Annotated in this window: 12 protein-coding genes and 1 tRNA gene; 8 read left to right on the forward strand and 5 right to left on the reverse strand. The window is 57.1% G+C overall.

Annotated features, from left to right (window positions below):
• Positions 1–7: 7 nt before the first annotated feature.
• Positions 8–1,333, forward strand: a complete 1,326-nt coding sequence (locus GOW98_RS22475; protein WP_217359697.1) for an alpha/beta hydrolase — start codon at positions 8–10, stop codon at positions 1,331–1,333.
• Between the two features lie 128 nt (positions 1,334–1,461).
• On the opposite strand, the gene ykgO is transcribed toward GOW98_RS22475, so the two are convergent.
• Together ykgO and GOW98_RS22485 are read right to left on the reverse strand one after the other, a co-directional pair.
• On the reverse strand, positions 1,462–1,587 hold the full coding sequence (gene ykgO / locus GOW98_RS22480) for a type B 50S ribosomal protein L36 (protein WP_005648635.1): 126 nt from the start codon (positions 1,585–1,587) through the stop codon (positions 1,462–1,464).
• A gap of 90 nt (positions 1,588–1,677) precedes the next feature.
• Positions 1,678–1,752 (reverse strand) — tRNA-Val (locus tag GOW98_RS22485).
• Between the two features lie 149 nt (positions 1,753–1,901).
• On the opposite strand from GOW98_RS22485, the gene GOW98_RS22490 reads away from it, so the two are divergent.
• On the forward strand, positions 1,902–2,762 hold the full coding sequence (locus GOW98_RS22490) for an N-formylglutamate amidohydrolase (RefSeq protein WP_170336291.1): 861 nt from the start codon (positions 1,902–1,904) through the stop codon (positions 2,760–2,762).
• Positions 2,763–2,764: 2 nt separating this feature from the next.
• On the opposite strand, the gene GOW98_RS22495 is transcribed toward GOW98_RS22490, so the two are convergent.
• Positions 2,765–4,018, reverse strand: a complete 1,254-nt coding sequence (locus tag GOW98_RS22495) for a DNA polymerase IV (RefSeq protein WP_170336293.1) — start codon at positions 4,016–4,018, stop codon at positions 2,765–2,767.
• 394 nt (positions 4,019–4,412) lie between these two features.
• Positions 4,413–5,132 (reverse strand): orotidine-5'-phosphate decarboxylase, encoded by a 720-nt coding sequence (pyrF, locus tag GOW98_RS22500; protein ID WP_170336295.1) that lies wholly within the window; start codon positions 5,130–5,132, stop codon positions 4,413–4,415.
• Positions 5,133–5,636: 504 nt separating this feature from the next.
• Here pyrF and GOW98_RS22505 point away from each other — a divergent pair.
• The 3 genes from GOW98_RS22505 (at position 5,637) to clpB (ending at position 9,786) form a co-directional block, all read left to right on the forward strand.
• Positions 5,637–6,482 (forward strand): hypothetical protein, encoded by an 846-nt coding sequence (locus GOW98_RS22505; protein WP_217359698.1) that lies wholly within the window; start codon positions 5,637–5,639, stop codon positions 6,480–6,482.
• A gap of 237 nt (positions 6,483–6,719) precedes the next feature.
• The gene (locus GOW98_RS22510) at positions 6,720–7,040 is read left to right on the forward strand and encodes a hypothetical protein (protein WP_170336299.1); all 321 of its coding nucleotides are present in this window, start codon (positions 6,720–6,722) and stop codon (positions 7,038–7,040) included.
• A 127-nt stretch (positions 7,041–7,167) separates the two neighbouring features.
• Positions 7,168–9,786, forward strand: coding sequence for an ATP-dependent chaperone ClpB (clpB, locus tag GOW98_RS22515; protein ID WP_170336301.1), 2,619 nt, complete (start codon positions 7,168–7,170; stop codon positions 9,784–9,786).
• A gap of 218 nt (positions 9,787–10,004) precedes the next feature.
• Here the strand turns inward: clpB and GOW98_RS22520 are convergent, their stop codons facing one another.
• Positions 10,005–10,904 (reverse strand): hypothetical protein, encoded by a 900-nt coding sequence (locus GOW98_RS22520; protein ID WP_170336303.1) that lies wholly within the window; start codon positions 10,902–10,904, stop codon positions 10,005–10,007.
• Between GOW98_RS22520 and GOW98_RS25595 the strand changes: the two genes are divergently transcribed.
• The 3 genes from GOW98_RS25595 to msrQ all read left to right on the forward strand — a co-directional run bounded on the left by GOW98_RS25595 (position 10,903) and on the right by msrQ (position 12,747).
• Entirely contained in the window at positions 10,903–11,058 is a 156-nt protein-coding gene (locus tag GOW98_RS25595; RefSeq protein WP_217359699.1) for a hypothetical protein, read from the forward strand. The genes GOW98_RS22520 and GOW98_RS25595 overlap by 2 nt on opposite strands.
• Before the next feature lie 167 nt (positions 11,059–11,225).
• Complete coding sequence (gene msrP / locus GOW98_RS22525; RefSeq protein ID WP_170336305.1) at positions 11,226–12,128, forward strand: protein-methionine-sulfoxide reductase catalytic subunit MsrP; 903 nt, start codon at positions 11,226–11,228, stop codon at positions 12,126–12,128.
• Between the two features lie 4 nt (positions 12,129–12,132).
• A complete protein-coding gene (gene msrQ / locus GOW98_RS22530) occupies positions 12,133–12,747 on the forward strand; it encodes a protein-methionine-sulfoxide reductase heme-binding subunit MsrQ (RefSeq protein WP_170336308.1) in 615 nt (204 codons plus the stop codon).
• The last annotated feature ends 245 nt before the right edge of the window (positions 12,748–12,992 follow it).

Below are 12,992 nucleotides of genomic sequence, written 5' to 3' on the forward strand. Positions count from 1 at the left end.
TGGTCGTATGAAGAACGCACGGGGCGGTTTGATAACGGCAACATTGAGCCCATTGTGCTCATTGCACGAGTTGTCGGGGGGATGGGAATGTCTGCCGGAATCCATGCCCGGGCTGCCCGCTTACTTGAACCGGATTGAAAACTTCGCCCAACAAGATTTAGTTGACAGAAATCGCGCATCTCACCGACCGATACAGAGTACTCGCTCAGAGGACAAACACATGAACGACATAGAACCGATCAATCTGCAAGAAGGCATTCGCTCCCGTTTGGTGCAAGGCGTGAATGGCTTGACCATGCATATCCTCGAAGCTGGGTATTCCGACCCGTCTCGTCCATGTGTTTTGCTGCTGCACGGCTTCCCCGAACTCGCCTACAGTTGGCGAGGCGTCATGCAAGGGCTGGCCGAACAAGGCTACTATGTCGTCGCGCCAGACCAACGGGGTTATGGGCGAACATCTAATTCAGCCACGGAATATGGCTCGGACCTCCGACCGTTCTACCTGCTTAATTTGGTTCGCGATGCATTGGCGCTTGTCTATGCAATCGGAAGAAAATCCGTCTGTGCGGTGGTCGGCCACGACTTCGGTTCACCAGTCGCCGCATATTGCGCCTTAATAAGACCGGATGTTTTCCGATCCGTTGCTCTGATGAGCGCGCCTTTCGACGGCCCGCCGCCGATTTCCGAAACCGAGGAAGTCGATATGGCTGCGGGTCTAGCGGCGCTTTCTCCACCCAAGAAGCACTACCAGCACTACTACTGCACGCCAGACGCAAACGCCGAAATGCTTGAACCAGATACGGGATTACCGGACTTTTTGCGCACCTATTTTCATGTCAAAAGCGCCGACTGGGCCAGCAACGAACCATTTGTGCTGAACGGTTGGACACCTGACGAATTGGTCCGGATGCCGTCGTACTACATCATGGGGATGGACGACAGCATGCCAGAGGCTATCCGTCACCATGCACCGACGAGGAGCGAGATCGATACTTGCCGCTGGCTCACGAAAAACGACCTTGAGGTCTATGTTGAGGAGTTCGGAAGAACTGGGTTTCAGGGCGGACTCAACTGGTATCGATGCAGCTTTTTGTCGGATCACCAAAACGAGCTACGGCTATTCGCCGGTCGAACAATTGATGTTCCCTCTTGTTTCATCGGCGGAGCAAATGACTGGGGTGTCTATCAATCGCCCGGTGCACTTGAGAGAATGCAAAGGAGCGCTTGTACTGACATGCGACTTGTCGAACTCGTTGACGGTGCAGGGCATTGGGTTCAGCAGGAAAAGACATGCGAGGTTGTCCAACTGCTGGTAACTTTCCTCAAAGGTTAGTGCGCCGTCGAGACCTGAAGCAGGGTAGTGGCCGAAAATTACCGCACCTTCCGCCAGAACAGACACTCCCATTAACAAAAAAACCGCACCCAAAAGGCGCGGTTTCTTTAAATGGTTATGTGCAGTTCTCAGCCCTGGCGAGCTTTGAACTTGCGCTGCGTCTTGTTGATCACGTAGACGCGGCCTTTGCGACGCACAACCCGGCAGTCGCGGTGCCGGTTCTTGAGCGAGCGGAGCGAGTTCTTGACCTTCATGGGTCTGTCTCCAATCTGCGGCGCCTTCATCAAGGACGTGGCCAGCGCCTGGGTTAGCGGGTGCCCCGGATACCCGGAACAGTGAAACGATGGTGGGCGGTACAAGGATCGAACTTGTGACCCCTTCGATGTCAACGAAGTGCTCTACCGCTGAGCTAACCGCCCACGTAACCTTTGCGTTGTCCTGCCCCATAACGAAATGGGGCGCGGATCCCCGCGCCGGTAGCGGGGTCTATAAAAGGAGTCGCAGAGGGGTTCAAGGGGTTTGGCAGAACTATTTTCCGGTCTATGCTCACTTCGAACAAGGAGTCACCATGCAGAACGCCCCCTATGTATTGGATATGCCGACGAACCGCACGTCTTGCGTGGTGTTTTCTTCTCCTCATAGCGGCCGGAATTACCCTGAAACCATGCTCAGCCGCACGGTTCTGAGCGAAAATGTGATTCGATCATCGGAAGATGCCTTTGTCGATCAGCTGTTTTCCGCGGCGGCTGATTTCGGAGCCCCGATGATCTCGGCGTTGATGCCACGGGCCTATCTGGACCTGAACCGCAGCGCCGAAGAATTGGATCCGGCCTTGATTCAGGGCGCGCGCCGTCATGGGCACAACCCGCGTGTGGCTTCGGGGCTGGGGGTGATTCCCCGCGTCGTGGCCAATGGGCGGGCGATCTATAGCGGCAAGCTGACGATGGACGAGGCCCGCCTACGTATCGACACTTGCTGGCGGCCCTACCACGCCCGGATCAAATCGTTGCTCGCCGAGTCGCAAGAGGCGTTCGGGCAGGCGATATTGGTCGATTGCCACTCGATGCCGCATGAGGCCGTTGCCATGGTTAGCAACCCAAGAACTCGACAGCCGGATGTGGTGCTAGGCGACAGGTTCGGAGCGTCGGCTTCGGTTGATGTGGTGGACAGGATCGAGGCAGCCTTTGTCGCCGCTGGGCTGAATGTGGCGCGCAACACGCCCTTTGCCGGGGCTTACGTGACCCAGACCTATGGTCGCCCGACCCGCGATCAGCATGCGGTGCAGATCGAGATCGACAGGGCGCTGTATATGGACGAGGCCCGAATCGAGCCGAATGAGAACTTTGCCGCGTTTCAGGAAATTCTGCGCGAGGTCATCCGGGACATTGCCAGTATTGGTGAGGAGACTCTGCGCCTGGCCGCCGAGTGACCTCAGCGCAGGGCGCGGCCTTTCACAATTGCTTCGCTGCCAAAGCGGCGGCGGATTTCGTCGGTTGCCCGTTCCGCCTTTGATCTTTGGCTGGCGCCGGGGTCCAGCAGGTCGCCCGAGATGTCGGCCTGATCCTCGGGGCACAGATCGGACAGACCAACCCCCAGCAGGCGATAGGGGCCTTGATCCCCGACCTGATCGAACAGCCCTCGGGCGGTGCGGTAAATCCGGTCGGCGATTTGCGTGGCGTCTCGCAGGGACAGGCGGCGGGTGAGAGTCTTGTGATTGGCGCGTTTCAGTTTCAACGTGACAACCCGCCCGGCCAGCGCCTTGGCCTTGGCGCGGTCGGCCACCTTTTCCGACATGCGCCACAGGTGACCGTCAAGAATGTCTAGACTGGCGGTGTCCTCAAAGAACGTAGTTTCGTTGCTGATCGACTTCATCGGCTCGTGGGCCGAGACGCGCCGTTTGTCCTGCCCGCGGGCCAGATGCCACAGCCGATAGCCCATCGATCCGAACCGCGCGGTCAGCGCTTCCTGATCCCAGCGTAGCAGATCGGAAAAGCTGCGAATCCCAGCGCGGTCCAGCGATTCCTGTGCGGCGGGGCCAATGCCCCAGATCAGCCGCACCGGTTTGTCATACAAGAAGTCCGCCGTTTCGGCCTGACCGATCAAAGAAAACCCGCGCGGTTTGTCCAGATCGGACGCCACCTTGGCCAGAAACTTGTTGTGCGAGAGGCCGATAGAACCGGTCACGCCCAGTTCATCCTTCATCCGCTTCACCAGTCGCGCCAGCATCACCGCAGGCGGCGCACCATGCAGGCGTTCCGTACCGGACAGGTCCATGAAGGCCTCGTCCAATGACAGCGGTTCAACCACCGGCGTCAGTTCATCCATCATCTTTCGGATCTCGCGCGAGACCTCGGCATAGACCGACATGCGCGGCTTGATCACTACCGCGTCGGGGCAGAGTTTTAGGGCCTTGAACATCGGCATAGCTGATCGGACCCCGCGAATACGGGCGACGTAGCAGGCGGTGGACACAACCCCCCGTTTGCCGCCGCCGATGATCACCGGCTTGTCGGCCAGATCCGGATTATCGCGTTTCTCGACCGAGGCATAAAAGGCGTCGCAATCCATATGCGCGATGGACAGATCGAACAGTTCGGGATGTGTCTTGACCCGCGGGCTACCGCAGGCGGGGCAGCGCCGTTCGTTGGTCAATGTGGTCAGGCAATCTCGGCAGAGACCGGGCATGTAGTTTTCCCGCCTTCCGTGCGATCCAGTCAGGGCTTACTTACATCAGCACGACGCCCTGCGCAAAGAGCACGTTAAGGGCACAAATCTGTCCGGAAGAAGACCCCCCGCGAAGTAGCGGGGGGAGGTGACGGACCTCAGGAAGAGATGGTCCGCGGGGAGTATCACAGACTTAGAATCGCTCAAAAACGCTGATTTAGGTAGAACCAAGGTCACACATGCAAAACTCGTGTTTTTCATGTGTGTTTTAAGGCACAGGGACGATTTGGCGCGGTGACGCTGGAAAGTGACGTTAGGTCAACTGTTTGGCCCTAATTTTTGCATCGGTAACAACGCGTTTCTCTCGGGTTCCGGTCGCCGCGCCAAACAATTTAGCAACTTAAGACCGCCGCGATCAGGCGCGGTTTGGCTGCGCTGCCTGAGGTGAGGAAAGCTCGCCCAGAATCGATTGCACTGCAAGTTTGGGATCGTCGGCGCGGTAAATAGGGCGGCCGACGACGACATGATCGGCCCCGGCAGCAATAGCATTTGCGGGAGTCGCCACACGTTTCTGATCTCCAAGCTCAGCCCCTGCCGGACGGACGCCTGGGGTAACGATCAGGCGGCCCTCGGCTTGGGGCAGAGCGCGGATCAGGGCGGCTTCTTGCGGGCTGGCAATGACGCCATCAGCCCCTGCCTCAAGCGCGCGGGCTGCGCGTTCGACAACCAATTCCTGCACGTCACCTTCTTTCAGCAGGCTGGCGTCAAGATCGTCGCGGTTCAACGACGTCAGGATGGTCACCGCCAAAATCTTGAGGTCTTTGCCCGAGGCGCCTTCTTTCGCCGCACGTACCACATGCGGGTCACCGTGTACGGTCAGGAAATCCAGATCGAACTGCGCCAGACCGCGCACCGCGTTTTCCACCGTGTTGCCGATGTCGAACAGCTTCATGTCCAGAAAGATGCGCTTGCCATGGTCCTGTTTCAGCTCATTGGCCAGGGCCAGACCTCCCCCGGTCAGCATCCCTAGCCCGATCTTGTAGAAGGAAACGCTGTCTCCAAGCCGTTCAGCCAAGGCCAGCCCCTGCAGGGCGTTGGGAACATCTAGGGCTACGATCAGGCGATCATCGGACATAAAGGTTCCTTTCTGTATTTCAGGTTGATTAATTGACGCCGCCTCATAATGACAAAAACAACTCGGTTTCAAGTAGCCGAACAGTAAGAGAACCGCCCTCGAATTTGGGTTTTTGACGGCAATAAAATTGCTAGACAACATAATGCTTAAACATGTGTTCTGCCAACTTAACTGAGCGACAGAGCCAAATCTTGAAGCAATTTAGGCTTCGTGCTACTTTAGCATCGTAATTTCCGGTTTGTTGGTGTTCGGAATTATCTCGTTCCCGACGTGTTTGAGAGTAGTGATATTTTTATGTTTAAAGGCTCAACCGCAGTTATCGCCATTTCGGTCTGTCTTGGTTTTTCTCCCGTTCAGACTTCTGCAGCAACGCTGGGTGCGTGTGTTCACCTTCTTGCGGTGCATGGTTCCGGCACCAGAAGTTGCTCTGCCACGGATCTTGTGCAGAACAGCGCTTCCGAGAGCAGAACCATAGAATAGCAAATCGGCGAAGAGCCCGGCACAGTGACATTGCCTTCAGGTGAAGTGATCGACGTAATCAACCCAGTTACGGAAACGCACGAAATCAACCCGACAGGTGCGGCGCGGGCGGCAAGTGGGTTGCTGGGGGCAAGTGGATCAGATCTGGGTGACGCGACTGCGTCTTTTACCGAAGAGTTCTTCCTTACAGGGTCAGGTTCCGGTTGGGGGGAAGTCAGGTTTCGGTTTTCCTTTGATGGTGAAATCACCACTGGGGCCTATGACGATGAGCCAGGTGGAGAATTGTTGTTGGATGTATCGGCTGATGACAATCTGCCATCCACTTTTTATACAGAAAGCCAAGCCGCCGAATTTGAGGCGCAGGGATATGTTGTGCCGCCGCCTGTAACGATCGACTACACCGCAGTGGAATCGGTGGATAACGCGAGAATTATCGCCGGCAACTCGTTCCAGAACGCAGATACCATTTTTATTGTGCAGGAAAATTTTGCCGAAGATCTGATAATAGACTCATTCATCGATGTCACAATCCCAATAATGTTCGGATCAAGCCGAACAGCGACCCTTTCGCTATTCGCCAATTCAAATTCGCCTTTGGGTGAAGTGTCCTTTCTGAACACCCTATTATTAGAACAGATCAACGTCTTTCAGGGCGGATTGCTGGTTTCCGACGCGGATGTGACGGGAAATGTTGCGGTCGGGGACCTTGTGAGCTTTGCGCAGACGGCGGCCGGAAACAACCGTGATGACGCCTCTATCGCACCAGTGCCGTTGCCAGCGACAATATGGCTGTTAGGGTTGGCATTTTCGATCATGGTTTTGGTAAGAAAAAGCCTTCCTGGCTTGGAGATCAACGGTATTCGCGCATAACCCTAACTTCTAAATATTTTGCTGTAGTTCAGCGGGCTGTTGAACTAGTCCGCTTGCGCAAGGTGGTCGGGACATAAATGACAATGATCAATCTGGCCCTCTTTTTGGACGAACTTCTGAGTCTCCCGGTTCGTCGTCTTCTGTCCCAACAGGACGTGGATAATTGAAATCAAGCCTCAGAAACCTGGCTGTGCTATGGTGTTGACCATACAAACAAGTATTTTCGATGGGGGTACTATGAAACGGATACTTGGTGTTGCGGCGTTTCTGGCTCTGGCGGGATGTCAGGATATGCCATTGGAAACCGAGGCGGCGGATACGGTCATCAAATCTCCGACTAATGACAATTTGCGCCTGGTGGGGGGGTATCGTTCGACTGACGACGATTGCCAACTGACCGGTGAGACGGCGTACACGATTGAATTCCTGGACGATGCGGCAGACTTAGTGTCCTGTCCCACGGGCAGTGATGCCGCGCAATCGCTGGTGGAAATGTACACCGCCCGCGAGGTCGCGCAGACCGGGGGCTATTCCGTTTACACCATACCTCGACGATAAGTCTGATTTAGCGTGCCAGCCCCTTGAACGGGCAAAGATATTTCCCAGATTGAATGTGAGGCCCAGACCGACGCGTGCCGCCAAGCGGGCGCATCACATTCAGGGCGCTTAGGAAAAGGAGATTGCTATGGACTTAAACAAGTTCACCGAGCGGGCACGAGGATTCGTGCAGGCGGCGCAGACGATTGCGCTGCGCGAGGGGCACCAACGACTGATGCCCGAACATATTTTGAAAGCATTGATGGATGACGATCAGGGGCTGGCCAGCAACCTGATTACCCGCGCTGGTGGCGCGCCGACCCGCGTGGTCGAAGCACTTGATGCCGCATTGTCCAAAATCCCGAAGGTTAGCGGCGACGCGAGCCAGATCTACATGGACGGCCAGACCGCAAAGGTTCTTGATGAGGCCGCAAAGATTGCCACCAAAGCGGGTGACAGCTTTGTACCGGTTGAGCGGGTTCTGATGGCGCTGTGCATGGTGAAATCCAAAGCCAAGGAGGCGTTGGAAGCCGGTGCCGTATCCGCGCAGAAACTGAATGAGGCGATCAACGACATCCGCAAGGGTCGCACCGCTGACACGGCCTCGGCGGAAGAGGGCTATGACGCGCTCAAGAAATACGCGCGCGATCTGACCGAGGCGGCTGCCGAGGGCAAGATCGACCCGATCATCGGACGGGATGAGGAAATCCGCCGCTCGATGCAGGTTTTGTCTCGCCGCACCAAGAACAACCCGGTTTTGATCGGGGAACCCGGCGTCGGTAAAACCGCGATTGCCGAGGGCATGGCCCTGCGCATCGTTAACGGCGACGTGCCGGAATCGCTGAAGGATAAGAAGCTGCTTGCGCTCGACATGGGCGCGCTGATTGCCGGTGCGAAATACCGCGGCGAATTCGAAGAACGCCTCAAGGCCGTTCTGACCGAGGTGACCGAGGCCGCCGGTGAGATCATCCTGTTCATCGATGAGATGCACACGCTGGTTGGCGCGGGTAAGTCCGACGGCGCGATGGATGCCGCTAACCTGATCAAGCCTGCGCTTGCCCGGGGTGAGCTGCATTGTATCGGCGCGACCACGCTGGATGAGTACCGCAAATACGTCGAAAAAGACGCCGCCCTTGCGCGCCGGTTCCAGCCCGTTGTGGTGGCCGAGCCGACCGTCGAGGACACGATCAGCATCCTGCGCGGCATCAAGGAAAAGTATGAGCTGCACCACGGGGTGCGGATTTCCGACTCGGCGCTGGTGTCGGCGGCGACGCTGTCGCATCGCTATATCACCGACCGGTTCCTGCCCGACAAAGCCATCGACCTGGTCGATGAAGCCGCGTCGCGGTTGCGGATGGAGGTGGATTCCAAGCCCGAGGAACTCGATCAGCTGGACCGCCAGATCCTGCAGATGCAGATCGAGGAAGAGGCGCTGAAGCTTGAGGACGACGCGGCATCAAAAGATCGTCTGGACACCTTGCAAAAGGATTTGGCGGATCTGCAGGAGAAATCTGCCGAGATGACCGCCCAGTGGCAGGCCGAACGCGACAAGCTGGCCGGTGCGCGGGACCTGAAGGAACAGCTCGACAAGGCGCGAGCCGATCTGGAGATCGCAAAGCGTGAGGGTAATCTGGCGAAAGCCGGGGAGCTGTCCTATGGCGTCATCCCCGAGCTTGAGAAACAGCTGACCGAGGCTGAAAACGCCGAAAGCAACGCCATGATGGCTGAGGAAACAGTGCGTCCGGAACAGATCGCCAGCGTTGTGGAACGCTGGACCGGTATCCCGACCTCGAAAATGCTGGAAGGCGAGCGTGAGAAGCTGCTGCGGATGGAAGACGAACTGCATTCCCGCGTTATCGGGCAGGATTCGGCTGTCACCGCTGTCGCCAACGCTGTGCGCCGCGCGCGGGCCGGTCTAAATGACGAGGGTCGCCCACTGGGCTCGTTCCTGTTCCTCGGGCCGACCGGCGTGGGTAAGACCGAACTGACCAAGGCCGTGGCGAACTTCCTGTTCGATGACGACAATGCGATGGTCCGCATCGACATGTCCGAGTTCATGGAGAAACATGCGGTTGCCCGTCTGATCGGTGCCCCTCCGGGCTATGTCGGCTATGACGAAGGCGGTGTGCTGACCGAAGCCGTGCGGCGCAGGCCCTATCAGGTCGTGCTGTTTGACGAGGTCGAAAAGGCCCATCCGGATGTGTTCAACGTGCTGTTGCAGGTGCTGGACGATGGTGTGCTGACCGATGGTCAGGGCCGCACCGTGGACTTCAAACAGACGCTGATCATCCTGACCTCGAACCTTGGGTCTCAGGCGCTGAGCCAGTTGCCCGAAGGTGCAGACAGCGCGCAGGCGCGGCGCGACGTGATGGATGCGGTCCGGGCGCATTTCCGGCCGGAATTCCTGAACCGTCTGGACGAGACTATCATCTTCGACCGGCTCAAGCGGGCTGACATGGATGGCATCGTCGATATCCAGATGGCACGCCTGCAAAAACGTCTGGCCGCCCGCAAGATCGAGCTGGCTTTGGACGATGGCGCCAAGGAATGGCTGGCCAACGAAGGCTACGACCCGGTCTTTGGTGCGCGTCCGCTGAAACGCGTGATCCAGCGCGCCCTGCAGAATCCACTGGCCGAAGCCTTGCTGGCTGGTGAGATCAAGGATGGCGAGACCGTTCCGGTCACAGCCGGGGCTGATGGGCTGATCATTGGCGATCGGTTGGGAACGTCGGAACGACCCCGTCCAGATGATGCGGTCGTGCACTAATGAATGCTTGAAAATGGAAGGACCCGCCATCTCGGCGGGTCTTTTTTATGCGGTGAACTGCCGGTTCAGAAACCCGGCGATTTCCGTCAGCGACGCATCCGCCTCGGGGATGTCCGGGTAAAATTCAAACACGTGCCCCCCAGATGCGCAGTGTAAGCGTTGTAAAGACTGAGGACATCACAGGTGTAGAAATAGCCGCTGAGGAGAATCAGATGGAGTTAACGGTTGCCCGTCTCGCGGCTTTTGCGAAGGGCACGCAGGTCTTCCGCACTCATTCGCGGGGCCGATTGCTCTTTGGGGTCTTTTGCGGCCTTTTGATTGGCCTCGATCAAATCTGACAGTCTCGGACCCGAGTCACGTAAATGCAGATACCCTAATACCCCTCCTGCGCATTGCAGGCTGAAAGCCCAGGTCCCAATTAGCATATAGATAAAGAACAACCCAAGCAGCGACCACAAGGGGCGAATAGTTGCGGTACCTTGAGTCATGTCGCCGAACTCCAGCAGGTCTGCATGCAACGACTCGGCAAAGCCTGACAGTATCAGCACTGCGATAAGAACTGCGTGCATGGCGATCATCCCCACATAGCTGAAAATGGTCAGGCCAAAGAGCGGGCCAAACGAAGCTCTGAAATGCCGGAACGGAGTATAGTGCAAGCCGTCCGGATCTCGTCCGATTGAGGCGGAGGTAATCGGTACAAGCAGGCTGGCACGGATTGAGCATACGGACAGGAAAACAACAACCAGGCTCAGCATCCCCGGGCCGACCCAAGGCGTGTCCGCATATTGCAGCACCAGATCGCTGACTTCATTCTGTTGCAAAAGATCGGGTGAAATCACCGCCACAGAAAATGCGATAACAAGGCCAATGATCAGGGTCGCGCTCAGACCTTCGACTGCACCGTATATCATCGCAGGCAGGAACAGCCCCCGGAGCCGGGTGCTTGGCTGAACCCCTTTTGCCTGCAGACCCATCCGCGTGCCGATCAGGGTTGGAAGGACGGTGGAAGAGGCCATGATCAGAAAGAACATGAGAAACGAAAGTGCGGGGAACAGCAGGCCGACCAAAAATCCCAACAAGGTTCCGACAAATGAATAAAGCGCCAAACCTATGAACATGACGGGCAAGACGACAGCCATTCGCCAGAAAATAGAAAAGGAAAAAGGGAACGCTTGGGTAAAAATCAATGTAGTAATCTCTGCTCGAATATTGTTTGGGGTACGGGGTAGTGAACTACTCACGGTTGCACCAGTCCTTTTTGTCGTAGTTTAGAATGCTGTTCGCTATGTGTGATTTTGGAACTGCTGTGCAGGGCGTGCTGTGTTGGGGCTTTGCCCAATACGTTACAATCTCGTCTCTCAAACGTTACGCCTGTTTCCTTGGCTCTGTGTTATCAGCGGACTACCTCATTCCGAGGAAGATAGACTACGGAGACATAAATGGCGCATCGCTGGACCAACACACTGACACAAGCTGATGTCACCCCAAGGGCGGCGTTCCTGAACCGGCGGCAGGTCATGGCCGGGCTGGCGGGTGTCGGGCTGGCTGGGATGACGCGGCGGGCCTCAGCGCAGGAGGCGCTGGAGCCGAACACGTGGGAAGAGATCACCTCGTATAACAATTTCTACGAGTTCGGGACAGGTAAGGACGACCCGGCCAAATACGCGGGCGCCCTGACCACTGAACCGTGGAGTATCAAGATCGACGGTCTGGTCGACAATCCGGGTGACTATGACTTCAAGGCCATCGTGTCCGAAATGACGGTCGAGGAGCGCATCTACCGCTTCCGCTGTGTCGAGGCGTGGTCGATGGTGATTCCGTGGAACGGGTTCGAACTGGCCGATCTGCTGAACATGGCGGGTGTGCAGGACGGCGCCAAATATGTGGCCTTTGAAACCGCAGTGATCCCGGATGAGATGCCGGGCGTGCGCTATCCGATTCTGGACTGGCCCTATCGCGAAGGCCTGCGTCTGGATGAGGCAATGCACCCGCTGACGATCATGGCCACCGGTATCTACGACCGTCCAATCCCGAACCAGAACGGCGCGCCGCTGCGTCTGGTGGTGCCGTGGAAATATGGCTTCAAGTCGATCAAGTCGATTGTGCGGATCACTCTGACGGATGTTGAACCGCCCACCAGCTGGAACATGTCCAATCCTCGCGAGTATGGCTTCTATAGTAATGTGAATCCAAACGTGGATCACCCGCGCTGGTCTCAGGCCTCGGAACGTCAGATCGGCGGCGGCCTTTTCGCTAAGCGGATTCCAACCCTGATGTATAATGGGTATGAGAATGAGGTCGCAGGCCTGTACGAAGGCATGGATCTGTCGGAATACTATTAAGCCTATGCAGCAATTGAACCAGATATTGCGACGTGTCCCTGTCTGGGCGGTGTATCTGTTGGGGGTGCTCCCGGCGCCTTGGCTGTTCTATCAGGCGCTGACCGGTGGTTTGGGTGTCGAACCGATCGAGGCGCTGGAACACCGGTACGGAGAACTGGCGCTGCAGTTGTTGATTGCCGTGCTGGCGATTTCTCCGCTGCGGCGGTTTCTCGGGCTGAACCTGCTCAAGTTCCGCCGTGCCTTGGGTGTGCTGACATTCACCTATGTCGCTTTGCATCTGCTGGTTTGGCTGGTTCTGGACGTGCAGGTACCCAGCCAGATCTGGGCCGATATCGTCAAACGCCCTTACATAACGGTTGGCATGGCCGCCTTTGTCCTGATGCTGCCGCTGGCGGTGACGTCCAACAATCTGTCTGTGCGCAAGCTGGGCCCCCGGTGGCGCAGCCTGCAGCGACTGGTCTTCCCGGCGGCAGTGTTGGGAGGGTTGCACTATGTCATGCTGGCCAAGGGATTTCAGATCGAGCCGCTGGTCTACATGTCCCTGATCGTTGGCCTGTTGCTGCTGCGCCTTCCATTTGCGGACCTGCTGACTCGGCTGCGTGAGGCCGATTCCGCCTGACTCGTCGCCGAGTCTGTGGGTAACCCTGTGCAAAAGCCGGGATTCGGGGCCAGGCCCACCGGGAAAGTTGTGGTCGGCTCAATTCGGTACTGTTTAATGGATTGTTTTAATTGATAAAAAGATGATCTTTCGGTTTTTTACAAGTTTCTCGAATTTTCCACTTGCGGCTATTGTTGGTAAACCTTAGAACCCCCTTCACCGGCGCTGCTGAGGCGGTTGCTGGGACGCTGGAGACGGCGGAGACG

The sequence above is a fragment of the Ruegeria arenilitoris genome (genome assembly GCF_013032445.1).
In the GTDB taxonomy this organism is placed as follows: Bacteria; Pseudomonadota; Alphaproteobacteria; order Rhodobacterales; family Rhodobacteraceae; genus Ruegeria; species Ruegeria arenilitoris_F.